Annotated in this window: 24 protein-coding genes; 6 read left to right on the forward strand and 18 right to left on the reverse strand. The window is 69.5% G+C overall.

The window, feature by feature from the left end; translation table 11 throughout:
* Window positions 1–3: 3 nt before the first annotated feature.
* The 9 genes from murD to G6N07_RS11720 form a co-directional block, all read right to left on the reverse strand.
* A complete protein-coding gene (gene murD, locus G6N07_RS11680; RefSeq protein WP_085192568.1) occupies window positions 4–1,467 on the reverse strand; it encodes a UDP-N-acetylmuramoyl-L-alanine--D-glutamate ligase in 1,464 nt (487 codons plus the stop codon).
* A gap of 1 nt (window position 1,468) precedes the next feature.
* Window positions 1,469–2,548 (reverse strand): phospho-N-acetylmuramoyl-pentapeptide-transferase, encoded by a 1,080-nt coding sequence (gene mraY, locus G6N07_RS11685; RefSeq protein ID WP_085192569.1) that lies wholly within the window; start codon window positions 2,546–2,548, stop codon window positions 1,469–1,471.
* Window positions 2,545–4,038 (reverse strand): UDP-N-acetylmuramoyl-tripeptide--D-alanyl-D-alanine ligase, encoded by a 1,494-nt coding sequence (locus tag G6N07_RS11690; protein WP_085192570.1) that lies wholly within the window; start codon window positions 4,036–4,038, stop codon window positions 2,545–2,547. Before G6N07_RS11690 ends, mraY begins: the two co-directional genes overlap by 4 nt.
* Entirely contained in the window at window positions 4,035–5,555 is a 1,521-nt protein-coding gene (locus G6N07_RS11695) for a UDP-N-acetylmuramoyl-L-alanyl-D-glutamate--2,6-diaminopimelate ligase (protein ID WP_165756779.1), read from the reverse strand. The genes G6N07_RS11690 and G6N07_RS11695 overlap by 4 nt, the downstream gene beginning before the upstream one ends.
* Before the next feature lie 43 nt (window positions 5,556–5,598).
* The gene (locus G6N07_RS11700; RefSeq protein WP_085192572.1) at window positions 5,599–7,557 is read right to left on the reverse strand and encodes a peptidoglycan D,D-transpeptidase FtsI family protein; all 1,959 of its coding nucleotides are present in this window, start codon (window positions 7,555–7,557) and stop codon (window positions 5,599–5,601) included.
* Window positions 7,554–8,546: a cell division protein FtsL gene (locus G6N07_RS11705; RefSeq protein WP_163784181.1), complete on the reverse strand. Its 993-nt coding sequence runs from the start codon at window positions 8,544–8,546 to the stop codon at window positions 7,554–7,556. The genes G6N07_RS11700 and G6N07_RS11705 overlap by 4 nt, the downstream gene beginning before the upstream one ends.
* Window positions 8,543–9,517, reverse strand: coding sequence for a 16S rRNA (cytosine(1402)-N(4))-methyltransferase RsmH (gene rsmH / locus G6N07_RS11710; RefSeq protein WP_085191422.1), 975 nt, complete (start codon window positions 9,515–9,517; stop codon window positions 8,543–8,545). The genes G6N07_RS11705 and rsmH overlap by 4 nt, the downstream gene beginning before the upstream one ends.
* Window positions 9,518–9,629: 112 nt before the next feature.
* Window positions 9,630–10,061, reverse strand: a complete 432-nt coding sequence (gene mraZ, locus G6N07_RS11715; RefSeq protein WP_085191197.1) for a division/cell wall cluster transcriptional repressor MraZ — start codon at window positions 10,059–10,061, stop codon at window positions 9,630–9,632.
* 297 nt (window positions 10,062–10,358) lie between these two features.
* A complete protein-coding gene (locus G6N07_RS11720; protein WP_085191199.1) occupies window positions 10,359–10,769 on the reverse strand; it encodes an SCO2097 family morphological protein in 411 nt (136 codons plus the stop codon).
* A 237-nt stretch (window positions 10,770–11,006) separates the two neighbouring features.
* Here G6N07_RS11720 and G6N07_RS11725 point away from each other — a divergent pair, with 237 nt between their 5' ends.
* From G6N07_RS11725 to G6N07_RS11740, 4 genes are read left to right on the forward strand one after another with little or no spacing between them, the layout of a single operon-like run.
* Complete coding sequence (locus G6N07_RS11725) at window positions 11,007–11,600, forward strand: GNAT family N-acetyltransferase (protein ID WP_085191201.1); 594 nt, start codon at window positions 11,007–11,009, stop codon at window positions 11,598–11,600.
* A gap of 26 nt (window positions 11,601–11,626) precedes the next feature.
* Complete coding sequence (locus G6N07_RS11730) at window positions 11,627–12,328, forward strand: LppM family (lipo)protein (RefSeq protein ID WP_085191202.1); 702 nt, start codon at window positions 11,627–11,629, stop codon at window positions 12,326–12,328.
* A gap of 2 nt (window positions 12,329–12,330) precedes the next feature.
* Complete coding sequence (gene idsA2, locus G6N07_RS11735; protein ID WP_085191204.1) at window positions 12,331–13,410, forward strand: bifunctional (2E,6E)-farnesyl/geranyl diphosphate synthase; 1,080 nt, start codon at window positions 12,331–12,333, stop codon at window positions 13,408–13,410.
* Window positions 13,411–13,412: 2 nt separating this feature from the next.
* Complete coding sequence (locus tag G6N07_RS11740) at window positions 13,413–14,972, forward strand: alpha-(1->6)-mannopyranosyltransferase A (RefSeq protein WP_085191206.1); 1,560 nt, start codon at window positions 13,413–13,415, stop codon at window positions 14,970–14,972.
* A 54-nt stretch (window positions 14,973–15,026) separates the two neighbouring features.
* On the opposite strand, the gene G6N07_RS11745 is transcribed toward G6N07_RS11740, so the two are convergent.
* A complete protein-coding gene (locus G6N07_RS11745) occupies window positions 15,027–15,431 on the reverse strand; it encodes an Rv2175c family DNA-binding protein (RefSeq protein WP_085191208.1) in 405 nt (134 codons plus the stop codon).
* Window positions 15,432–15,467: 36 nt separating this feature from the next.
* On the opposite strand from G6N07_RS11745, the gene G6N07_RS11750 reads away from it, so the two are divergent.
* Window positions 15,468–16,664, forward strand: a complete 1,197-nt coding sequence (locus G6N07_RS11750) for a protein kinase domain-containing protein (protein WP_085191210.1) — start codon at window positions 15,468–15,470, stop codon at window positions 16,662–16,664.
* A 24-nt stretch (window positions 16,665–16,688) separates the two neighbouring features.
* Here G6N07_RS11750 and G6N07_RS11755 read toward each other — a convergent pair whose 3' ends face one another.
* Genes G6N07_RS11755 through G6N07_RS11765 form a run of 3 tightly spaced genes read right to left on the reverse strand, consistent with a single transcriptional unit; the run spans window position 16,689 to window position 19,484 of the window.
* Window positions 16,689–18,086, reverse strand: coding sequence for a class II 3-deoxy-7-phosphoheptulonate synthase (locus G6N07_RS11755; RefSeq protein WP_085191211.1), 1,398 nt, complete (start codon window positions 18,084–18,086; stop codon window positions 16,689–16,691).
* 23 nt (window positions 18,087–18,109) lie between these two features.
* Complete coding sequence (locus G6N07_RS11760) at window positions 18,110–18,607, reverse strand: polyadenylate-specific 3'-exoribonuclease AS (RefSeq protein ID WP_085191213.1); 498 nt, start codon at window positions 18,605–18,607, stop codon at window positions 18,110–18,112.
* Between the two features lies 1 nt (window position 18,608).
* Window positions 18,609–19,484, reverse strand: a complete 876-nt coding sequence (locus G6N07_RS11765; RefSeq protein WP_085191215.1) for a hypothetical protein — start codon at window positions 19,482–19,484, stop codon at window positions 18,609–18,611.
* An 84-nt stretch (window positions 19,485–19,568) separates the two neighbouring features.
* On the opposite strand from G6N07_RS11765, the gene G6N07_RS11770 reads away from it, so the two are divergent.
* Window positions 19,569–20,825: a glycosyltransferase 87 family protein gene (locus G6N07_RS11770; RefSeq protein ID WP_085191217.1), complete on the forward strand. Its 1,257-nt coding sequence runs from the start codon at window positions 19,569–19,571 to the stop codon at window positions 20,823–20,825.
* On the opposite strand, the gene G6N07_RS11775 is transcribed toward G6N07_RS11770, so the two are convergent.
* The 5 genes from G6N07_RS11775 to G6N07_RS11795 form a co-directional block, all read right to left on the reverse strand.
* The gene (locus tag G6N07_RS11775) at window positions 20,786–21,505 is read right to left on the reverse strand and encodes a lysophospholipid acyltransferase family protein (RefSeq protein WP_085191219.1); all 720 of its coding nucleotides are present in this window, start codon (window positions 21,503–21,505) and stop codon (window positions 20,786–20,788) included. The two genes, G6N07_RS11770 and G6N07_RS11775, sit on opposite strands and share 40 nt — an antisense overlap.
* A gap of 81 nt (window positions 21,506–21,586) precedes the next feature.
* The gene (locus G6N07_RS11780) at window positions 21,587–21,949 is read right to left on the reverse strand and encodes a hypothetical protein (RefSeq protein ID WP_085191426.1); all 363 of its coding nucleotides are present in this window, start codon (window positions 21,947–21,949) and stop codon (window positions 21,587–21,589) included.
* Entirely contained in the window at window positions 21,946–23,211 is a 1,266-nt protein-coding gene (locus tag G6N07_RS11785; RefSeq protein WP_085191221.1) for an ArsA family ATPase, read from the reverse strand. Before G6N07_RS11785 ends, G6N07_RS11780 begins: the two co-directional genes overlap by 4 nt.
* A complete protein-coding gene (locus G6N07_RS11790; RefSeq protein WP_085191222.1) occupies window positions 23,208–23,645 on the reverse strand; it encodes an SRPBCC family protein in 438 nt (145 codons plus the stop codon). Before G6N07_RS11790 ends, G6N07_RS11785 begins: the two co-directional genes overlap by 4 nt.
* Before the next feature lie 55 nt (window positions 23,646–23,700).
* Window positions 23,701–24,090, reverse strand: a complete 390-nt coding sequence (locus tag G6N07_RS11795) for an SRPBCC family protein (RefSeq protein WP_085191224.1) — start codon at window positions 24,088–24,090, stop codon at window positions 23,701–23,703.
* Window positions 24,091–24,140: the final 50 nt, after the last annotated feature.

A 24,140-nucleotide genomic window follows, 5' to 3' on the forward strand; every position in this document is an offset into this window, starting at 1 on the left:
CGTCTACCCGAGATCGGCGCGCACCGCGGCGGCGAAGGCGTCGCCGCGCTGAGCATAGCCGCTGAACTGGTCAAATGAGGCGCCTGCGGGCGCCAGCAGCACAGCGTCTCCCGGACGGGCGAGGTGGCGCGCGGCGTCGACCGCCGCCCGCATCACCGCATCGGGTAGCGACCGCCCCGTCGTGTCGATCACGCGAGTCACAAAGCTCACATTTGACTCATCTGTCGCATTCACCCCAAAATCCTCCCCTGTCACGAGCGCGACGACGGGGACATCCGGCGCGTGTCGCGATAACGCCTCGGCGACCACCGCGCGGTCGCGGCCGATCAGCACCGCGCCGGCCAGCCGGTGGGCGACCTCGGCGACGAGTGCGTCCACCGACACGCCCTTGAGCAGTCCGCCAGCGATCCACACCACCCGCGGGTACGCAGCGATCGAGGCGCGCGCGGCATGCGGATTGGTGGCCTTGGAGTCGTCGACGTAGGTGACACCGTCGGCCACCGCCACCACCTCGGCGCGGTGGCGCCCCACCTCGAAGGTCGCCAGCGCCGCGCCCACCGCCGCGGCGGGCACGTCGACCGCGCGGGCGAGTGCGGCCGCCGCCAGCGCGTTGAGCACCCCGACGGGTCCGGCGACCCGGATGTCGTCCGCGCGCGCCAGCCGGAGGTCGGCGGCGAATGCGTGGTCGACGAGCCACCCGTCGTGTACGCCGAGTTCGCCGGCCACCGGAGCGCCGAGGCGGAACCCCACCCGCACCGGCGCGGCGGCGGTCGTGAGCAGATCGGCGGCCACCGGGTCGTCGAGGCCCACCACGGCCACCCGGCCGTCGAGCGCCCTGGCCTTGTCGCGGGCGTAGGCCGTCATCGACCCGTGCCAGTCCAGATGGTCCTCGGCCACGTTGAGCACCACACCGGCGTCGGGCCGCAGCGATGGCGCCCAGTGCAGCTGGAAGCTCGACAGTTCGACGGCCAGCGTGTCGTTGTCCTCGCACAGCACGTCGAGGACCGGATTGCCGATGTTGCCGCACAGCGCCGCGCGGCGGCCCGCGGCCTGCAGCATCCCATAGAGCATCGACGTCGTCGTGGTCTTGCCGTTGGTGCCGGTGACCACGAGCCAGCGGCGCGGAGGCCCGAACCAACCCGCCCGGTCCAGCCGCCACGCCAGTTCCACGTCACCCCAGATGGGCACGCCGGCGGCTGCGGCCGCGGCCAGCACCGGGGCCGTCGGGGGGAACCCCGGACTGGTGATGACCAGGGCATAGTCGGCGATGCCGGCCACCGCCTCGTCGGTGGTGACGACGGCGGCCGGGGTGATCAGCCGTTGCAGTGCCAGGGGGTCGTCGTCGCAGATCGTCAACCGCACCCCGGTCGGCTCGAGGACCGCACTGACCGACCGTCCGGTCAGCCCGGCGCCGGTGACGAGGATCCGGGCGCCCGGGATCAGCGGTTCGACGGTGGCGCGCACCATGTCAGGACCCGACGGCGGTGAGCCACTCGCCGTAGAACAGCGACACCCCCAGCCCGCAGGTGATCGCGGTGAGCAGCCAGAACCGGATGATCACGGTGGTCTCTGCCCAGCCCACGAGTTCGAAGTGGTGGTGGAACGGCGCCATCCGGAACACCCGCCGGCCGGTGGTGCGGAACGCCAGGATCTGCACCACCACCGAGGTCACCTCGGCCACGAACAACGCGCCGAGCACGACGGCGAGGATCTCGGTGCGACTGGTCACCGACAGGCCGGCGATGATGCCGCCGAGTGCCAGGGATCCGGTGTCGCCCATGAAGATCTTCGCCGGCGCGGCGTTCCACCACAGGAAACCGATGCAGGCACCGGCGGTGGCCGCGGCGACCAGCGCCAGATCCAGCGGATCGCGCACGTTGTAGCAGCCCAGGCCGGGACTGGTCGCACACGCGTTGCGGTACTGCCAGAACGTGATCAGCACGTAGGCCGCCGACACCATCGCCATCGCGCCCGCGGCCAGACCGTCGAGCCCATCGGTGAAGTTCACCGCATTGGACCAGGCGCTGACCAGGACGACGCAGAACAGCACGAAGATCAGCGGCGCGAGCGTCACGGTGGCGATCTCGCGCACGTAGGACAGTTCCGGGCTGCCCGGGGTGAGCCCGTCGGCGTTGCGGAACTGCAATGCCAGCACGCCGAACAGCAGGGCGGCGACGAGGATTCCGACGGTCTTGGCGGTCTTGTTCAGGCCCAGGTTGCGGGCCCGGCGGATCTTGATCAGGTCGTCGATGAACCCGACGATGCCCAGTGCGGTGGCCAGACCGAGGACCAGCAGGCCCGAGGCCGACGGACCCTCCCCGTCGAGCGCCATGCCGACCAGGTGGGTGCCGAGGTAGCTGACCCAGATGCCGGCCAGGATGGCCACCCCGCCCATCGACGGGGTGCCCCGCTTCTTGTGGTGGGTCGGGGGGCCGTCCGCACGGATCTCGTGGCCGAAGCCCTGCCGGGTGAACAACCGGATCAGCACCGGCGTCAGCAGGATCGACACCGCCAGCGCGAGGCCGACGGCGATGAGGATCTGCCTCATCGGGCGGCAATCCCGTCACGTCCCGCGGCCAGGGTGTCGGCGAGTGCACCGAGGCCCGCCGAATTGGACGCCTTCACCAGCACGACGTCACCGCGCTGCAGTTCGTCGTTCAACAGCGTCAGCGCAGCGTCGGCGTCATCGACCCGGGTGGCCTCCACGCCCCAGGATCCCTCCATGACCGCCCCCTGATGCATGGCGCTCGCTGACCTCCCGGTTCCGACGACGACGAGTCGAGACACATCTAAGCGCACCGCCAGCCGGCCGATGCTGTCGTGCTCTGATATCGAGTCGTCCCCGAGTTCGGCCATTTCGCCGAGCACGGCCCAACTCCGGCGCGGCGCCTCGCCGGACCGAGCCATCCAGGCCAGCGCCTTGAGCCCCGCCCGCATGGAGTCCGGGTTGGCGTTGTAGGCGTCGTTGACCACGGTGACACCATCGTCGCGGGTGGTGACCTGCATGCGGTGCGGCGAGACCGGGCCGGCACCGGCGAGCGCCGCCGCGACTTGGTCGAGGGTGGCCCCGCATTCCAGGGCGACGGCGGCCGCGCACAGCGCGTTGGACACCTGGTGGTCGCCGTGCACGGCCAGGCTCACCGCCACCTCGCCGCCCCCCGCGTGCAGGGTGAACCGCGGGCGGGCCAGGCGGTCGAGGGTGACCGCATCCGCCCAGACGTCGGCGCCCGGTTCCCGCGACACCCGCACCACCCGGGCCGCCGTCGTGTCGGCCATCGCGGCGACCGCACTGTCGTCGGCGTTCAGGATCGCCACGCCGGATGGTGGGACAGCCTGTGGGAGTTCGGATTTCGTGGCGGCAATGGCTTCCCGGGAGCCGAACTCGCCGAGGTGCGCAGTGCCGACGTTCAGCACCACCGCGATCGACGGCGGCGCGATCTCCGCCAGCGCGGCGATGTTCCCCGGGTGACGCGCCGACATCTCCAGGACGAGGAAGTCGGTCGAGCGGTCGGCGCGCAGCACCGTCCACGGATGGCCGAGTTCGTTGTTGAACGAGCCGGGTGGGGCCACCACCTCACCGAGCGGGGCCAGCACGGCGGCCACCAGATCCTTCGTCGAGGTCTTCCCGGACGAGCCGGTGATCCCGACGATCCGCAGCCCACCGTCGACCAGATCGGCGGCGACCGCTGCGGCCAACCTGGCCAGCGCCGCCAGCACAGCGGCGCCTGCGCCGTCGGTGTCGAACTCGAGCACCCCGGCGCCCGCGGGCCCTTCGGCCGGCGGCGCGATCACGGCGGGCACCCCCACCGGCCGCGCGGCCAGTACCGCGGCCGCACCCGCCGCGAACGCGGCGGCGGCGAAGTCGTGGCCGTCGGAGCGGGCTCCCGGCAGCGCCAGGAACAACCCGCCGGCGGTGACGGCGCGCGAGTCGAATTCGACGGTTCCGGTGATCCGGGTGGCGGCGGCCTCCTCGGAGCTGATGTCGGCAAGCCGGCCGCCGACGATCTCGGCCACCTGGGCCAGCGAGAGTTCGATCACCCGCGCTTCTCCAGCAGCTCGGCCAGTTCGACCCGGTCGTCGAACGGGTGGGTACGCCCGGCCGCCGTCTGACCGGTCTCGTGGCCCTTCCCGGCGATCAGCACCACGTCACCGGAGCGCGCCCACCGCACGGCGTGGGCGATCGCCTCGCGGCGGTCACCGATCTCGACGACGGCGGCGCCACCGGCGACAGCGCGGGCGCCGGCCATGATGGCCGAGCGGATCTCGGCGGGATCCTCATCGCGGGGGTTGTCGTCGGTGACGACCACCAGGTCGGCCAGTTCGGCGGCGACGCGGCCCATCGGTTCCCGTTTCCCGGCGTCACGGTTGCCGCCCGCGCCGAACACCACGGCGATGCGGCCCGCGGTCTGGCCGCGCAGCGCCCCCAGCACCGCGCTCAGCGCGCCGGGTTTGTGCGCGTAGTCCACCAGCGCGAGGAAGTCCTGGCCGCGGTCGACGGCCTCCAAGCGGCCGGGAACGGTCGCGGTGCGCAGCCCCGGCGCCGCCTGTTCGGGCGACACGTCGACGGCGTCGAGCAGCGCGGTCGCCAGCAGACAGTTCGCCACGTTGTAATGCCCCGGCAGCCCGATCCGCAGTCCGTGGTGCACGCCCGCCGGGTCCACGGCGACGAACTCCTGTGCGCCCGCCTCGACCGCCCGGATGCTCTCCGCGCGCCAGCCCGCGGGTTTACCGGTGGCGCTGACAGTCGTCGCCCTGCGGGCCCGGGTGGCCATCGCCCGACCCGCTTCGTCGTCGACGCAGACCACCGAGATCTCGGCGTGCGCACGCGACTGCGGATCGAACAGTCGGGCTTTGGCCTCGAAGTATTCCTCCATGGTCGGATGGAAGTCCAGGTGATCGCGGGAGAGATTGGTGAACCCGCCTGCCGCGAACCGCACCCCGTCGACCCGCCCGAGGCTCAGCGCGTGGCTGGACACCTCCATGACGACGGTGTCGGCACCCTGTTCGACCATCACGGCCAGCAGCGCCTGCAGCTCGGGCGCTTCGGGCGTGGTCAGCCCGCTGGGCTGGTCGCGCCCGTCGATCCGGATGCCGACGGTGCCGATCAGGCCGGCGACCCGCCCGGCCGCCCGCAACCCCGCCTCGATCAGGTAGGTGGTGGTGGTCTTGCCGGACGTCCCGGTCACGCCGACGACGCGCAGGCGCCGCGACGGATGACCGTACACGGTCGAGGCGACGGCACCGAGCACCGCGCGGGGGTCCGGGTGGACCAGTACTGGAACCACCGGGTCGGCACCCAGCATGACCGCTCCGGCGGCGTCGGTGAGCACGGCCACCGCACCACCGGCGACCGCGTCGGCGACGAACCGGGCCCCGTGTGCCGAGGAACCCGGCAGCGCGGCGAACAGGTCACCGGGCAGCGCGTCCTGACCGCGCAGCGTCACCCCGGTGATCCGGATGTCAGGCAGCGGGAATCCGGGGGCGGGAACCGCCTGCACCTGCTCGGCGAGGGCACCGAGCGGGTGTCCGACGGGATGGCTGGGGCGCAGCTTCATGGCCATGACACAGTACCGAGCCCCAGCCGGCCCGCCGCGTCGGTCAGGTCGCCTGCAAGGTCAGCGGCGCGCCCGGCGGCGACAGCGGTACGTTCTCCCGCTGCAGCAGCCACGAGGCGATGTTGTGGAACAACGGCGCGGCCGAGGACCCCGGCGAACCGTCGGCGGCACGGTGCGGGGCGTCCATCATGATGCCGATCACGTAGCGCGGGTCGTCGACGGTGGCCATGCCCGCGAAGGTGATCCAGTAGACGTCGCTGTAATAGCAGCCGCACGCGGGGTTGATCTGCTGCGCGGTGCCGGTCTTGCCGGCGATCTGGTAGCCCTCGACGGCGGCCGCGGGCCCGGTGCCCTGCTGCTCCCCCATCGGATCCCGCTGTACGACCGAGCGGAACATGTTGCGCACGGTCTGCGCGGTATGCGGCGACACCACCCGCACGCCCTCGGGCCGCTCCTCTTCTGTGCGGGTGCCGTCGGGGGCGACGGTCGCCTTGAGGATCCGCGGCGGGATGCGGACACCGTCGTTGGCGATCACCTGGTACATGCCAGCCATCTGCAGCAGCGTCATCGAAAGTCCCTGCCCGATAGGTAGATTCGCGAACGAACTGCCCGACCACTGATGGATCGGCGGCACGAGACCGGCACTCTCACCGGGCAGACCCACGCCGGTGCGCTGGCCGAGGCCGAACTTCTCGAGCATCTCGGCGTAGCGTTCTGGGCCGACCCGATCGGCGAGCATCAGCGTACCGACGTTCGAGGACTTCCCGAACACCCCGGTGGTGGTGTACGGCATGGTGCCGTGGTTCCATGCGTCGCTGACCGTGACGCCGCCCATGTGGATCGACCCGGGGACCTGCAACACCTCGTCGGGGTTGGTGAGCCCGTGCTCGATCGCCGCGGCGGCGGTGACGATCTTGTTGACCGATCCCGGCTCGAACGGTGAGGACACCGCAAGGTTGCCGATCTGCCGGTTGTCCTGACGGCCGATGTCCTGGCTGGGGTCGAAGGTGCTGTCGTTCGACATCGCCAACACCTCGGCGGTTTTGGCGTCCAGCACGACGGCCGAGACGTTCTTCGCGCCGGAGGCGTCCTTGGCCATCTGGACCTGCTGCTGAACGTGGAACTGGATATCGTCGTCGATGGTCAGCTGGACGGTCGAACCGTTGACCGCGTCATGGCGGTTGCGGTAGCTGCCGGGGATCACCACACCGTCGGAACCGCGGTCGTAGGTGACCGATCCGTCGGTGCCGGCCAGCACCGCGTCGAGGGAGTCCTCCAGACCCAGCAGGCCGTGGCCGTCCCAGTCGATGCCGCCGACGATGTTCGCCGCCAGCGAGCCACCCGGATACTGCCGGATGTCCTGACGTTCCGAGCCAACCTCGGGGAACTTCTCGGTGATCGCATCGGAGACGACCGGGTCGACCGCACGCGCCAGGTAGACGAACGTCTCGTTGCCGTTCAGTTTGCGCAGAACCGTTTTCGCATCAGGTTTGTTGTCCAGCCGCGACGCGACCTCGTCGGCGATCTCGACCAGGCGGCGCTTGGGATCCGGCGCCTCCTCCGATTTCGCGCGTGCCTCCTCGAGTTGCTTGCGGACCTTGACCGGCTGGAACGTCAATGCCCGTGCCTCGATGGTGAAGGCCAGCTTGTCATCGTTGCGGTCGACGATGCTGCCCCGCACCGCCTTCTGGACGTCGGTGACCTTGAGCTGCCCCGCCGCCTCCGCGCGCAGGCCCTCGGCCCGCGGCACCTGCAGGTTGAACAGCTGAGCGCCGGCGACCAGCAGCAGCACCATCATCACCGCGTTGCCGGCTCGGTGCCGGAACACGAACGACGAGGTGCGCAAGCCGGCTTCCCCGGCGACCGCTTTACGGGTCCGGCGGGCCTTAGCGGAATGATCCTTAGCCGGATGATCCTGAGCCGGGCGGCCCGGTGCGGACCTCCCCTTCGCCTTACGGGTGCGGCGCGGCGCGGAAACCCGCGGACCCCGACGGGAACTCATGCCGGGGGTCCAGCCTGCACGGGCGTCTGCGGCGCGGCGAGGTGCTCCGGCGGGGGCGCCGGAAGCGGGGGCGGCACCGGGGCCAGGGCCGGGTCGACCGGCGCGGGCGGGAGCTGAGCCGGGTCGCCGGGTAATGCGGGAGCCGTACCCAGCGGCGCGGCAACAGGACCCGGTCCCGGCGGCTGAGCACCGGGTGCGAGATGCGGTACCTCACCCTGCGGGAGGACGGTCTGCGGACGAGTGGTGACGCGGACGGGGACCTCGCGCGGATCGACCACCCGGGGAGCGGTGACCTGGTCTGCCAACCGGGGTGGGGCGGGTGCGGGCGTCGGGTCGGGGATCGGGGTGTTCAGCGGCGGCGGGGGCACACCCTCGGCCGGTTTCGGCGTTCCGACGACCACCCAGTTGCCCGCCGGGTCCTGAACCAGGTGGGCGGTGTCGCGGGACGGGATCATGCCGAGACCACGGGCGGCTTCGGCAAGGGCGGGCGCCGCTTGAGCCTCCAGAACGTCGCGCTCTAGGGCCTCTTTCTGCTGCGCCAGTGCCTGATTGGTCTGGCGGGCAGCGCCGAGCTGGTAGGACCGTTCGGCCGCTCCCGTCGACAGCCACAGCGTGATACCGAGACCCAGGCCCAGTGAGCCGATGACCAGCACCACGAAGGGCACCCGCCCGATCAGAGCCCTGGGGTTCAGCTCGATCGACGAGAGCCCGATCAGCAACCGTTCCCGCAGGGGCGGGCGTACCACCTTGGGCGCCTTCGCCTTGCGCGCCTTCGCCCGGGCCTTGGCCTGACTGGCGTTTTTCGGACGCGCGGGCACCTCCGCCGGCCGCGGGATCGGGGTGGTCTGCGGAGCCGACCGGGAGTCGCGGGTCGGCCTAGGACGACGCGGAGTGGCCTCGACGCCGCGGCGGGCCGCGGTGCGGACCGGCTGGCGGGGACCCCGCCGTCGCTCGCCACCACGCACGGGTGCAGATCGCTTTGCCTTCATGGCGCGTCCCTCCTGGCCGTCTCTGGCCTGCTGGCGACCTTCTCCAACGCGCGCAACCGCACCGGAGCACTGCGCGGGTTGCGTTCGATCTCCTCGGGGGTGGCTCGTTCGGCCCCGCGAGTGATGGCGACGAAATCGGGTTCATGGCCGGGTAGTTCGACGGGCAGACCGGGTGGCGTTCGCGACGCGGTGGCCGCGCCGAACTCGGTCTTGACGATGCGGTCCTCCAGCGACTGGTAGGCCATCACGACGATCCGTCCGCCGGGCTCGATGGCGGCCAGGGCAGCGGGGAGCGCGGCGCGCAGGGAGTCCAGCTCGCCGTTGACCGCGATCCGCAGGGCCTGGAACGTGCGTTTGGCCGGATGCCCGCCGGTCCGCCTGGCCGGTGCGGGGATCGCGTCGTAGAGCAGCTCGACCAGTTCACCCGTGGTCGTCAGTGGCCGGCGTCGCACGATGTGTTTGGCGATGCGGCCGGCGAACCGTTCCTCGCCGAATTCCCGGAGGATCCGTGCGATGTCCTTCTCCGCGAACGTGTTGACGACCTCCGCTGCGGTCAGCGGGGCTTCGCTATCCATGCGCATGTCCAGTGGGGCGTCCGCCCTGTAGGAGAATCCCCGCTCGGTGCGGTCGAGTTGCATCGACGACACTCCGAGGTCGAATAGAACTCCGCCGACCTCGTCCACGCCCGCCTGCGCCAGGGCGTCGTCGATCCCGTCGTAGCGGGTGCGCACGAGGGTCGCCCGGTCACCGAACGGTGCGAGCCGCTCGCCGGCGATCTGCAGCGCCTGCGGGTCGCGGTCCAATCCGATGAGGTGCAGTCCGGGTAGATCGCTGAGGAACCGGTGGGCGTGGCCGCCCGCGCCCAGTGTGGCGTCGACCAGGACGGCGCCACGGCCGTCGGGATTCCGGCGGGTCAGTGCCGGGGTGAGCAGTTCGACGCAACGGTCCAGGAGGACCGGAATGTGCTCCATCGCCACCCCCGGGCTGCACGCCCCTGCAGCGAGGTCCCTGTCCGAGGCGGACCTGGCGTCGGGGAAGTACGCCAGGGCCGGTTCGGACAGAGGCCACGCTGCAAGGGCCGGTTCAAATGACGTCGCGCAGAGTTTCATCAGTCGCCGCGGAGAAGTTCTCTTCGTGGGCCTGCTGGTACTCCTGCCACGCCGCGGCGTCCCAGATCTCGAGGTAGTCGACCGACCCGATCACCACGCATTCCTTCGACAGGTTCGCGTAGCGGCGGTGGTCGGCGGACAACGTGATCCGGCCCTGGGCGTCGGGATGCTGTTCGTCGGTCGCGGCGGCCAGGTTCCGCAGGAAGGCACGCGCTTCCGGATTGCTCCGCGACGCCTGCGAAGCCCGGCGGGCCAGTTTCTCGAATTCTGCACGCGGATAGACGGCCAGGCTGTGGTCCTGGCTCTTGGTGACCATCAACCCTCCTGCCAGTGCGTCGCGGAACTTGGCGGGCAGTGTGAGCCGCCCTTTGTCGTCGAGCTTCGGCGTGTAGGTGCCCAGAAACATCCTGGCCACCTCCTGCGCCCCTGGGAGCCTCGGTCGCTCCGCTGAACGCCACTTTACCCCACATCCCCCCACTTTGCGCCATTGGCCGGGACTAGATCGCTACGTCGCCCCACTCCAATCGCTCCTGCCGCAGTCGGTTACCGGTAACCGGGCTGCAAGTGCAACATCGATAGGCACAACGCCGCAGTTCAGAGGCCGCAGCGGCGCGGTGGGGCAAGGTGGGGGAATCTCACCCGGCTCACCACACGAGAAAGGGGCGGCCCCACACGGGGCCGCCCCTCTTGCGCGTGTCAGTGACTACTCGTCGAACCGCCGACGGAAACGGTTTTCCATTCGGCTGGTGAACGAACCACCACCGGAACCCTTCGACCGCTTCTGCCGCCGGCCACCGCTGGCGGGCGGCGCCGAGCGGTCCCGGCCACCGGCCACCGCTGGGCCGGTGATCGCGAAGACGACGCCACCGAACATCACGATGAACCCGACGACCGAGAGGATCGGGAAGCTTCCGACCATGGTTGCCTTGAACGCGACACCGGAGACCAGCATCGCCAGCCCGACGACGAACAGGGCGCCGCCCTGTATCCGACGGCGGGCCGACGGCGCACGTAGCGTCCCACCGCGCACACTCGACGCGAATTTGGGATCCTCGGCATAAAGCGCGCTCTCGATCTGATCGAGCATGCGCTGCTCATGATCGGAGAGTGGCATTCGTCCCTCCTCGCCGCCTGCGGCCGTTCGTTCAAATCGTGCGTGCCCGCGTTCACGGACCCCTAACCGTCATGATACGAGGTCGATCTGAGCCGTACCACCTAGTTCGCCCACCATTGTATGACCTTCGCCGTATGACCTTCGCCGCCCCTGGAAGGACACCGCCCGCCCGCGGAGATAATGGGGACCGACGACTTGTGTGCACACTTCCGCGCGACGGACCGAAGGGCAACGACATTGGCGCCGCATATCATCGATCTGTCGTCGACCGACATGGAGCGTCGACTCGGCGAGGCGCTCGGCATCTACGTCGACGCCATGCGCTATCCACGGGGCACCGAGGAGCAGCGCGCCTCGATGTGGATAGAGCACACCCGGCGCCACGGGTGGAAGGCCGTCGCAGTCGTCGAATCGCCGGCCCGGGAACCCGACACGCCGGACGATCTGCGCGGCGCGCCGCTGCTCGGGGTCGCGTACGGCTACTGCGGTGCCCCCGACCAGTGGTGGCAGCAGCAAGTGGTGGCCGGGCTCAAGCGCGTCGGCGCCGAACCGGCCCGCATCGACGACCTGATGAACAGCTACTTCGAGCTGACCGAACTGCACATCGCACCCCATGCGCAGGGCCGCGGTCTCGGCGAGCGGCTGGCCCGCCGGCTGCTGAGCGACCGCGCCGAGAAACACGTCCTGCTCTCCACGCCCGAGATCAACGGCGAGGGCAACCGGGCCTGGCGGCTCTACCGTCGGCTCGGGTTCTCCGATGTCATCCGCGGCTATCACTTCGCCGGCGACCCCCGGGCCTTCGCGATCCTGGGCCGCGCACTGCCGCTGTAGGCCCGCATCTGGCACGATGACCTCCGATGACCACCGTGCTCGCCCGCCGACAACGCACCCGCCTGGTCGCCTGGGTGTTGCTGCTGTTAATGCTGCCCATGGTGGTGGGATGCGTGCGAGTCCGGGCGTCGATCACCGTGTCCCCCGATGACCGGGTGTCCGGCCAGATCGTCGCCGCGACCAAACCCCGTGGGCCGTCCGACAAGGGTCCGCAACTGCTCAACAACCTGCCCTTCGCCACCAAGGTCGCGGTCTCCGGCTACAACCGCGACGACTACGTGGGCTCGCAGGCGGTGTTCTCCGACCTCACCTTCGCCGAACTGCCGCAGTTGGCCAATATGAACCGCGATGCCGCGGGCGTCGACATCTCGCTGCGCCGCGCCGGTGACCTGGTCATCCTGGAAGGCCGCGTCGACCTGACGTCGGTGAGCGATCCGCAGGCCGACGTCTCGCTGTCGGTGGCATTCCCCGGCGAGGTCACCTCGACCAACGGCGATCAGGTCAGCACCGAGGTCGTGGAATGGAAACTGAACCCGGGCGTGGTGTCGACGCTCAACGCCCAGGCACGCTACACCGATCCCAGCGCGCGCTCGTTCACCACCGCGGCCATCTGGCTGACGGTGGCCACCCTGGTGGTGGCCGGGATCATCGGCGGTCTGGCATGGACCAGCCGGGATCGCTCCCCCACATCCGAAAATCCGTATACGAACGAAAGGGGCACCCGCTGAGCGTGGATGCCGCGGCTCCGTCAGCCGCCGAGTTGGCCGAAGCCGTCACCGAGCAGCTGCGGGACTACCTGTCCGTCCGCCGGCGTGATGCCGCCTACATCGGTTCGGACTACGCGGAGCTGACCGCCGCCCTCGAGGAGTTCGTCCTGCGGGGAGGTAAGCGCCTCCGCCCGGCCTTCGCCTACTGGGGGTGGCGGGCGGTGGCAGACCGCCCCGTCGACAGCGGTGTCCTGATGCTGTTCTCCGCCCTGGAACTGCTGCACGCGTGTGCGCTCGTTCACGACGACGTGATCGACGCCTCGGCGACGCGACGCGGGTTGCCCACCGTGCACCGGTTGTTCGCCGACCGCCACGCCGAACAGGGCTGGCACGGTTCCTCCGAACAGTTCGGCCTGTCGGCGGCGATCCTGCTCGGGGATCTGTCGCTGGTGTGGGCCGACGACATCGTCACCTCCGTCGACCTGCCCCTCGCCGCGCACCGCCGCGTGCAACGGGTGTGGGCCGACATCCGGACCGAGGTGCTCGGCGGGCAGTTCCTCGACATCGCCGCCGAAGCCAGCGGAGCCGAGACCGTCGCCTCGGCGATCGCGGTGAACACCTACAAGACCGCGTCCTACACCGTGTCCCGCCCGCTGCAGCTGGGCGCCGCCGCGGCCGCCGACCGGCCAGAGGTGCAGGAGATCTTCCACCAGCTCGGCACCGATATCGGGGTGGCCTTCCAGCTGCGCGACGACGTGCTGGGCGTATTCGGGGATCCGGTCGTCACGGGCAAACCCTCCGGCGACGACCTCCGGTCGGGTAAGCGGACCGTGCTGCTGGCCGAAGCCGTCGAACTGGCCGACAAGACCGATCCGGACACGGCCGCGCAACTGCGCTCGTCGATCGGCACCGACCTGAGCGAGCCGCAGGTGCGCGAACTGCGTTGGGCCATCGAGTCGGTCGGCGCGCTGGCCGCGGTGGAGGAACGCATCGCCCTGCTCACCCGCCGCTCGCTGGAGGCGCTGGACTCGGCACCGATCGACGCGCAGGCCAAGGCCGGTCTCACCGAACTCGCCAGATTGGCCGCCAACCGGTCCGCCTGAGCATGGTCACACCCACCCCGACCGACACGCCGAAACCCGCTGCGGCGCGGCATGTCGCACGGCTGGTCGCTTTCACCAGGTCGCCGTCCGCGAAGCCCGCGCTGCTCGGTTTCGTCGGCGCCGCGCTGATCACGGCCGGGGGGCTCGGAGCCGGCAGCACCCGGGTACACGATCCTCTGCTCGAATCGCTGCACCTTTCCTGGCTGCGCTTCGGTCACGGCCTGGTGTTGTCCTCGACGCTGCTGTGGGGCGGCGTCGCGATGATGCTGGTGGCCTGGTTGTGGCTGGGCCGACGGGTCATCGCTGGCGTTCCGGGGCGCTCCACCGACGAATACACCATGGTCGCCACCACGGGGTTCTGGCTCGCACCGCTGCTGCTTAGCGTCCCGGTATTCAGCCGCGACACCTACTCGTATCTGGCGCAGGGGGCGCTGCTGCGCGACGGTTTCGACCCCTACGTCGTCGGACCGATCGCCAACCCCAACCCGCTGCTCGACGACGTCAGCCCAATCTGGACCACCACCACGGCACCGTACGGGCCGGCGTTCATCATGGTCGCAAAGTTCGTGACCATGATCGTCGGCGAACACGTGGTCGCGGGGACGATGCTGCTGCGGCTCTGCATGCTGCCCGGCCTGATCCTGCTGATCTGGGCGGCCCCACGGATCGCCCGCCACATCGGCGCCAGCGGCGCTGCGGCGCTGTGGATCTGCGTGCTCAACCCGCTGGTGATCATCCACCTCATGGGTGGCGTCCACAATGAGATGCTGATGGTCGGGCTGATGATGGCCGGGCTGGCACTGGCCCTGAACAACCGCCCGGCGGCGGGCGTCGCGGTGATCGTCGTCGCCGTCGCGGTCAAAGCGACCGCCGGACTGGCGCTGCCGTTCACCGTCTGGATTTGGATGCGACAGCTGAGCGATCGCCGGGGCTACCGCGCGCCGCGGGCCTTCGTGACGGCCACCACCGCGGCGCTGCTGATCTTCGTCGCCGTCTTCGCGGTGTTGTCCTGGGTCGCCGGCGTCGGCCTGGGATGGCTGTCGGCGCTGGCGGCCGGAAACGTCAAGATCATCAACTGGTTGACGCTGCCGACGGCGGCGGCGAACCTGACCAACGCGGTGGGCGGACTGTTCCTGCCGGTGAACTTCTACGCCGTCGTCGACGTCACCCGCATCGTCGGCCTGGCGATCATCGTGGTCACGCTTCCGCTGCTGTGGTGGCGGTTCCGCCACGACGACCGCGAAGCGCTGATCGGCATCACCTCGGTGATGCTCGTGTTCGTGCTGTTCGTGCCCGCCGCACTGCCGTGGTACTACACCTGGCCGCTGGCGGTGGTCTCCGCACTGGCCCAGTCGAGGCGGTCGATCGCGTTGATCGCCGGGTTCTCCACCTGGATCATGGTGATCTTCAAACCCGACGGGGCACACGGCATGTATTCGTGGCTGCACGTCTTGCTCGCCGCGGGATGCGCTGTGGTGGCGTGGTATTCGCTGGCGAAGGTCGAGCCCGGCCCGGCCGGGTTCGACAGTCCCGCTGACCGGTCAGTACGCCACCACCGCTGAGCGGTCAATATGCCACCACCGCTGAGCGGTCAATATGCCACGACCGCTGAGCGGTCAATATGCCATCGCCTGGGCGCGCCGGACCACCTCACGGGCCTGGTGGGAGTGCAGTGCGTCGACCGGCCTTGCGTTGGCGATCCGTTCGGCGGCCCCGTCCCGGCTGATGGTCAGCGACGGGTCACGGGTGAACAACCACCGCACGATCTCGGTGTCGCGGTAGCCGCCGTCGCGCAGCACCACGAGCAGACCGGGCAGCGGTTTGATCACCTGACCGTGTCGATCGAAGAACATCTGGGGCACCACGAATTCGCCGTTTCGCCGCACGGCCAGCAACTGGCCCTGCCGCAACAGGTGGTGTACCCGCGTCACCGGCATACCGAGCAGGTGGGCGACCGTTGGCAGGTCGTAGACGGGCTCATCGGGGTCGAGGACGTCGTCTGCGGCCGGAATGCTGCTCACTGCACCGAGTCTAGGGCCACCGGCGCGACTCGTAACATGTCTTCGGTGGAGGCCCACCCGCAGTCGGACCCGCTCGCCGGCGCCGTACTCGACGGCCGCTACCACCTCGACGCGCCGATCGCCACTGGCGGCATGTCCACGGTGTACCGGGGACTCGACGTCCGATTGGACCGACCGGTCGCGGTGAAGGTCATGGACCCTCGCTACTCCGGAGACGAGCAGTTCCTCACCCGGTTCCAGCGGGAGGCGAGGGCGGTCGCGCGGCTCAAGGACCCCGGTCTCGTCGCGGTCTACGACCAGGGCATCGACGGCCAGTATCCGTTCCTGGTCATGGAACTCGTCGAAGGCGGTACGCTGCGTGAGCTGCTGCGCGAACGCGGCCCCATGCCGCCGCACGCGGCGGCGGCCGTGCTGGCGCCGGTGCTGTCCGGGTTGGCCGTGGCGCACCGCGCGGGGCTGGTGCACCGCGACGTCAAACCGGAGAATGTGCTGATCTCCGACGACGGTGAAGTCAAGATCGCCGATTTCGGCCTGGTACGCGCCGTCGCCGAAGCCAAGATCACCTCCACGAGTGTAATTCTCGGCACGGCGGCATACCTGTCCCCCGAACAGGTCGGCACCGGCAACGCCGGACCGCGCAGCGACGTGTACTCAGTCGGCGTCATGGCTTTCGAACTGCTCACCGGTGTCACCCCGTTCAGCGGGGACAGTGCGCTCGCGGTGGCGTACCAGCGCATGGACAACGACGTTCCGCCGCCGAGTGCGGTGATCGCCGGTGTGCCAGCGCAGCTCGACGACCTGGTGCTGCGTGCGACCGCCCGCGACCCGGCCGGCCGCTACGCCGACGCGCTCGACATGGGCGCCGATCTGGCGGATATCGCCGAGGAACTGCGGTTGCCGCCGTTCCGGGTCCCCGCACCGCGCCACTCCGCCCAGCATGCGTCGGCGGCGCTGTATCACAGCAAGCTGTCCGACCAGCAGGCCGCCACCGACACGAGCGGCCACCCGCCCGAAGCTTCACCCCGCCAGCACACCCGGGTGTTCACCCGCGACTCCGGTGAGATCGCTTATCCAGCAGGACAGTTCGCGGGTATCGACATCGACGACTTCTACTGGGCCCGGCGGCGGGCCAAACGTGCGCTGCTGTTCTGGGTCGTCGCGATCATCACGCTGACCGGTCTACTCGCCGCCGGTGGGTGGGCGCTCGGCAGCAACCTCGCGAGCCTTGTCTGAGGCCTGTCCCCATCCCCTGCGACTTCAGTCGCGCAACATCTCTGCGACCAGGAATGCCAACTCGAGGCTCTGCTGGGTGTTCATCCGCGGATCGCACGCCGTCTCGTACCGCCCGGCCAGGTCGGTGTCGGAGATGTCCTGCGCGCCACCGAGGCATTCGGTGACGTTCTCACCGGTGATTTCGACGTGGATGCCGCCGGGATGGGTGCCCAGGGCACGATGTACCTCGAAGAACCCCTGCACCTCGTCGACGATGCGGTCGAAGTGGCGGGTCTTGTAACCGGTCGAGGACTCGTGGGTGTTGCCGTGCATCGGATCGCACTGCCAGATGACCTGATGCCCGCTGGCATGGACCTTCTCGACGATCGGCGGCAGCAGGTCACGGACCTTGCTGTTGCCCATGCGGGTCACCAGCGTCAGCCGGCCCGGCTGGTTCTGCGGGTCGAGCCGCTCGACGTACTCGACGGCGAGTTCCGGCGTGGTCGTCGGTCCCAGCTTGATGCCGATCGGGTTGGCGATGGTCTCCACGAACGCGATATGCGCGCCGTCGAGCTGGCGGGTGCGTTCACCGATCCACACATAGTGCGCCGACAGGTCGTAGAGCCGCGGTTGCGGATCGTGGACGGGGAACTCGGCCGACAGCCGCAGCATGGCCCGCTCGTAGTCCAGCACCAGCGCTTCATGGCTGGCGAAGATCTCGGCGGTCTGCAGGTTGCGGTCGTTGACCCCACACGCGCTCATGAAGCGCATACCCCGGTCGATCTCACCGGCGAGCGCCTCGTAGCGGGCGCCGGCGGGTGAGGTGCGCACGAATTCGCGGTTCCAGTCGTGCACGCCCTGCAGCGACGCCATCCCGGAGGAGGTGAGTGCCCGCACCAGGTTCATCGCGGCGCTGGCATTGGCGTAGGCGCGCACGAGGCGCGACGGGTCGTGCTGGCGGGCGGCGGCGTCGGGGGGGAACCCGTTGATCATGTCGCCGCGGTAGGACTTCAGTCCCAGTGCGTCGACGTCCGACGAGCGCGGTTTGGCGTACTGCCCGGCGATCCGGGCCACCTTGACCACCGGCATGCTCGCGCCGTAGGTCAGCACGACGGCCATCTGCAGCAGGGTGCGGATGTTGGCGCGGATGTGCGGTTCGGTGTTGTCGACGAACGTCTCTGCGCAGTCACCGCCCTGCAGCAGGAACGCCTCGCCGCGCGCCACGTCGGCGAGCAGAACCTTGAGCTTCTCGATCTCCGAAGGCACCGTGACCGGCGGAACACTCTCGAGCACCGTGCGCATGGCCTTGGCGGCGTCGGCGTCCCAGCTCGGCTGCTGTACCGCCGGCTTGGCCAGCGCGGAGTCGAGACGCTGACGCAGCTCATCCGGCAGGGGCGGCAGGTCCGGGAGCTGGTCGATGGGGATGTCGACGGTCCAGTTCACCTGTCAATGGTAAGTCAGGTGCGTCAGGGGCCGGCCATCCCCGCTGTTCCGGTCATCACCTGGTAACGCAGCAGGTTGTGGCGGGCGTCGACCAGTGCGTCATGGGAGTCGCGGGGCCGGGGAGGCATCCGCGGTGAGCCGCGGTCCTCCCAGAACTGGCGCAGCTCGCGGGTGAACCGCGGAATCGCGGGTGGCAACGCGGTCATCGGCCCCCACAGCTGGCAGAGCACCACGTGGTCGTAGGCGCCGACCCAGGCCCACAGCTCAATCGGGTCCTCTCCGTCGATGCCGAAGAAGTCCTCGAGTTCCGAGCGGATCTCGCGGCGGGACCGCCAGGATTTCGACGCCGGCGACGGCAGTTTCGGCAGCACGTGTTTGCGGACCCAGCTGCCTGCACGTTCGGGGTCGAACTCGGTCGACACCGCGTAGTACTCCCGCCCGTCCTCGGCCGCCACGCCGATCGAGATCAGCTCGATGGTGCGACCGTTGTCGATGAACTCGGTGTCGTAGAAGTAGCGCATCTTAGACGGCGGCTTCCTCGACGGGGGGGACCTTCCGCGGAGCGGGGGCCGCGTGGATCTCGCGATCCAGCTGTGCGTCGACCTTTGCGTCGTCCGGGAATCTCGGCATACCCGCGATGGCGTCCTGCAGCCACAGTTTGGCCTGCACGACGGGCCTGCGCAGCCAGCGTTCCCGTTCCAGCGCCCGGTGCATCTTGCGCGGCCGGTTCGTGTAACGCCAGCGGGCCCACGGCGCGTGCGGGCGGGACAGCCGCAGCGCCCCGACGAACAGCAGGGGGGTGATGAACATGCCAACCAGCCCGGTCCACACCTTTCCCTTGGCCAGCACCACCATCGCCAGCATCAGCGTCACGACCGCCAACGCGATCACCGTCGCGCGCGCCACCACGCTGTGGTCGTCGCGCCAGATCCCGACGTCGAAGAACGACAGTGGATTGAACCCCAGGATGAGAAGGCCCGCCACCGCGACGGCGGCGAACACCGCGTCCACCGAGGTGCGGCCGTCCTCGGACCAGTACACGTCGGACAGGTGCAAAATCAAGGCATACTCGTCGAGCACCAGCGCGGCACCGATCCCGAAGGCCGTTGCCGCGACGGTGAATTCGGGCACTCCCCCGTTGACGGCCAGCGTCACCATGGTGAGTCCCGAGACCATCACCAGGATCACCCCGATCACCACATGGTGGATGTGCACACCGCCCGCGGCGGCGATGTTGCGGGGCTGCCACCACTTACGGGGGGCGTCGCTGCCGGCGTGGCGTCGGATGTAACGCACGATCGTGCGCGTCGCGAAGAAGGTGAGGATGAACGCGACCAGGCAGCACAGCAGTGGCAGGCGATCGAGGGTGAGGAAGTCCAGCTGCAGGGTCAGGCGCACGCAGAAAACTTACGCCGACCTGCGCGTGGCGCGACCGGGATACCGTCCGACCCGCCGGCGGCCACCGATACTCTGGTCGGCGACATGAGTACTCGGCGGACGCCTGCTTGGGCGCCAACCCTCGCGTGGCGGGCGTTTTGTTCTCTGACCCTGGTCGCGCTCGGCTGGGCCGGCTGGAGGGTGTTCGATGACACGCCCTACCGGATCGACATCGACGTCTATCGGATGGGCGGCCGAGCCTGGCTCGACGGCAGCCCCCTCTATGCCGACGGTGCGATGTTCGCCACCCAGGGTGGCCTCGATCTGCCGTTCACCTATCCCCCGCTGGCGGCCATCGTATTCTCGCCGTTCGCCGTCATGTCGCTGCCCGCGGCCAGCGCGGTGATCACCGCGGTCACCTTGCTGCTGTTGATTGTCGCGGTGGTTATCGTGCTGAGCCGGCTCGACGTCTGGACGGCGGGACGTCGGATCTGGCTGGCCGCGGCGATCGTCGCGGTGACGGTGGTGCATTTCGAGCCGATCGAGGCCAACTTCGACTTCGGCCAGATCAATGTCGTGCTGATGACGCTGGTGATCGCCGACTGCGTGCCTCGGCGCACCCCGTGGCCGCGTGGGGTCCTGCTCGGCGTGGCGATCGCGCTGAAACTCACCCCCGCCGTGTTCCTGCTCTACTTCCTGCTGCGCCGTGACACCCGCGCACTGCTCATCAGCGCGGCATCGGTCGTCACGCTGACTCTCCTCGGGTTCACGCTGGCGTGGCGTGACTCCTGGGAGTACTGGACCGACACCGTGCGTAACACCGACCGGATCGGCGCGGCCACGCTGAACACCAACCAGAACATCGCGGGCGCGCTCGCGCGGTTCGGCGTCGGCGAAGACCTCCGGTTCATCGTGTGGGTGCTGGCGTGCTTCGCCGTACTGGGATTGACGGTCTGGGCGGCACGCCGCGCCCTGCGCGCCGACGAACCGGTGCTGGCCCTGATCTGCGTGGCGATGTTCGGGCTGGTGGTCTCACCGGTGTCGTGGTCGCACCACTGGGTATGGGCGCTGCCGACGGTGCTGGTGACCCTCGTGGTCGCCCATCGCACCCGGCACGCGGCGCTGGCCGTGGCAGGGGCGCTCGGGTGCGCACTGATGGTCTGGTCGCCGATCACCCTGCTGCCGGAACACCAGGAGACCTCGGCACCACTGTGGCGTCAGCTGGCCGGCGGGTCGTACGTGTGGTGGGCGCTGTTCGTCATCGCGGCGGCCGGCACGCTCTCCGTGCGGCCGACGCACCACACCGAACCGGTCGCGGCGATTCAGCCTGCGGCGGCCTCGGGCAGTCGCGCGGCCGGCTGAGCGACCGCGGTGCCCTCCTTGACATCGGCGGCGTACAGGTCGACGTACTCCTGACCGGAGAGCCGCATCAGTTCGTACATCACCTCGTCGATGACCGCCCGCTCGATGAAGCGGTTGCCCGCGAGCCCCTCGAACCGGGTGAAGTCCATCGGCTTGCCGAATTTGACCTCGACCTGGCCGAACCGCCACATCTTGCTGCCCGGAGGGTTCACGACATCGGTGCCGATCATCGCGACCGGAATCACCGGCATGCCGGTCTCCAGTGCGAGCCGGGCCAAACCGGTCTTGCCCTTGTAGAGCCGTCCGTCGGGTGAGCGGGTGCCCTCGGGGTACATGCCGAGCAGCTTGCCTTCGGTGAGGATGCGCTGCGCGGTGGTCAACGCGCTCTTGGCAGAGTCCGCGTCGGTCCGGTCGATCGGCACCTGGCCGGCGGCGGTGTAGAACCAGCGCTGGAACCAGCCCTTGAGCCCCGTCCCGGTGAAGTACTCGGCCTTGGCTAGGAAGGTGATGCGTCGGCTGACCGCCAACGGTAGGTAGAAGCTGTCAGCGACGGCCAGGTGGTTACTGGCGAGGATGGCCGCCCCCGAGCGGGGAACGTATTCCAGCCCATGGACTTTCGGACGGCCGAGCAGGGTCAGCAACGGGCCCATGAAGACGTACTTGAACAGCCAGTACCACATGGCCCCTCCGCATCGGGTGCACCGGGCGGTGCCCTGCGACAACTCTACCCAGGCGGCGAGAACACGCCGACAGCGCGGACCTCACTCCTGCACGGTCACCGGAATGTGCTGATAGCCGCCGGGGTCGCGGCGTGGCGGCGGCTCTCCGGACGACGGGGGTGGTGGTGGGCCCGCGGCGTCGATGTTGTCGACGAGCCCGCGAACCACGTCGAGCAGCGCGACGCTGTGTTCGGCGACGACGTTGAGCAGGGGGTGCTGTTCACCCTGCACCACCGCTGCCAGCGCGCACACCGGGCACCACCACTGCTGGCAACTACCCGCCCGCCCCTCACCACTTCCGGCCGCCCGGGCGGCCGCGAACCGGATCGCCGGGTCTACGCGGTTGAGGATCGCCTGTGCGAGCGCCCTCAGCTCGGGACCGAGGTCTGGATGTTCGGCACTCATGCCGGCCACACCTCCGGATTCGGTCGAAATCGCACGGTCAACTCGCTTCCCCGCAGTGCCGCGTCGATGACGATGCACCTGCGCAGCACGGACGCGAGTCGGACCCGGCGCCGCATACCGCCCGCGCCGATGATCAGGTCGTCGTCGGCCCGGCCCAACGTCAGCTCCCCGGGATCGACCTGCGGCAACTCTAGCCGCAATCGGTACACCGCATCGAGGCCGGCTCCCGACTCACGGTCGACGATCGGCCGCACCGGCGCCGGTGGGGCCGCTCCGTCGCGCCTGCGTGCGCCGTCGAGCAGTTCGCCGAGTGCCTTTGGGCCGATCGGCTCGCCGGGCAGGTGGGGGACCAGCACCAACGCCACGCCCCCGATCACGGTGTCGAGATGGTCGAGCACCGCCCTCTGCTCGGAGATGCGTTCGGCGTACCAGTCGAACGCCGGATGCTCCGGAAGGTTCCGATACTCGAACGAATCATCCTGCACCAGAACTTGATTGACGATCAGCTCGGCTACCCCTACGCCCATCAGCGCCAGGGAGCCCAGCGTGCGGGACGCCTCGGCGGCCACCACTCGTTCTGCGGTGAGCACCAGGTGCGCGCTGACCTGCGACGCATCGGCCAAGAGCATGGTCAACCGCTGCGTCGCCGCATCTATGCGCTCAACGAGATCCACCATCGCGGCCGACGTCGCATCGTTGGCGCCCCGGGACAGCCGGCGGTGCCGTGGCCACGCCCGCTCCAGGTAGAGCGCGAGCGTGCCGGGCAGGGTCAGCATGCGCAGCGCATCCGCAGTGGAGGCGCAGTCGACCACGACGTGCTCCCACAGACCACTGGCCGCCAACTCCGCGACCTCGTGCAGCCCCAGTACCTCCTGCACGCCCGGCAGTGCGGAGAGTTCTTCGGGAGCAACCTCACTCAGGTCCGAGTCGGGAAACCGCGCGGTGACGGGGCCGGCGATCTCCCGCCACCGCTCGGTGAGCAGCTCCAGCGTGTCGAGGGCCAGCGCGTCGAGCGAGCCGCCGGCGTCCTGGACACCCGCGTCGAGGTCGGCGAGGATCCGGGTCGGCTCCCGCCGCCCGGTCGGGGTGACCGTCACGCCGAGGACGTCCCCCGTCGAATGCGCCTGATCGGTGGATACGATCAGCACCCGGCCACCCGCCCGCGCCTGCCGGACGGCTGTGGCCGTGGCCAGCGTGGACTTACCTACCCCGCCCTTGCCGACGAACAGGCTGATGCGTGCCGCGGCGCCACTGGGATTCACTCAGCCTCGGCCCGTTTCTTCAGATCCTTGAGCGCCGTCTCGGTCAACCGGCGCTCCGCCTTCCGTTTCAACAGACCGATCATCGGGATCATCAGGTCCACCGCGAGCTCATAGGTGACGTCTGTGCCCGAACCCTTCGGCGCCAGCCGGTAGGCGCCCGCCAGGGATTTCAGCAAAGAACTCGAAACCAACGTCCACGTCACGGAATTGCGGTCGGCGGGCCATTCGTAGGCCAGCACCATGGTGTCCTTGAGAACCGCCGCGTCGAGCACCAGCCGTGCCGTCTTGGGGTACCCGTCGGTGTCGGTCTCGAGCACTTCCGTCTCCCGGTACTCCTTGACCCAGTCCGGATAGGACCCGATGTCGGCGATGACGTCCATCACCGTCGCAGGATCGGCATCGATGTAGATGGTCTGCGCCGTCTTGTCCGCCACGTGCCCGCCCTCCTCAAGCCGAAATGTACCCTCATGCCCGCGGCTGAACCCACTGTCAGGTCAGCCGCGACACCCCCACCGGCCGCGATGCCTCCAGGGTCCGCTTGAGCTCGAACGCCATCTTCTTACCCGCCACCCGCCGCGCATGGTTGACCTTGGCCAGGTTCATCTTCGCCAACTGCCGCGCGGAGACGCCTGCCGGTTCGGCGTGCAGGAAGTAGTGCAGGACCACGCCGTCCAGGGACGGTTCCAGCCAGACCTCCATGGTGCCGATCAGCGCGCCGGTCACCGTCCAGCGGTGCCCGACGGGCCCCCGGTCCTCCACGACGGTCAGCTTCAGGTCCGGCCACCAGCGCCGCCACTTGGCGGGATCGGCGACGGCGCGCCCCACGTCGGCGGGGTCGGCGGCAACGAACGTCTCGTCGGCGATCTGGATGCTGTTCATCGTCCCCCAAGCTTCACACACGGCGCCCCGCCGTAGCGCAGCGGCCGACT

Source organism: Mycolicibacterium doricum (assembly GCF_010728155.1).
GTDB lineage: Bacteria > Actinomycetota > Actinomycetes > Mycobacteriales > Mycobacteriaceae > Mycobacterium > Mycobacterium doricum.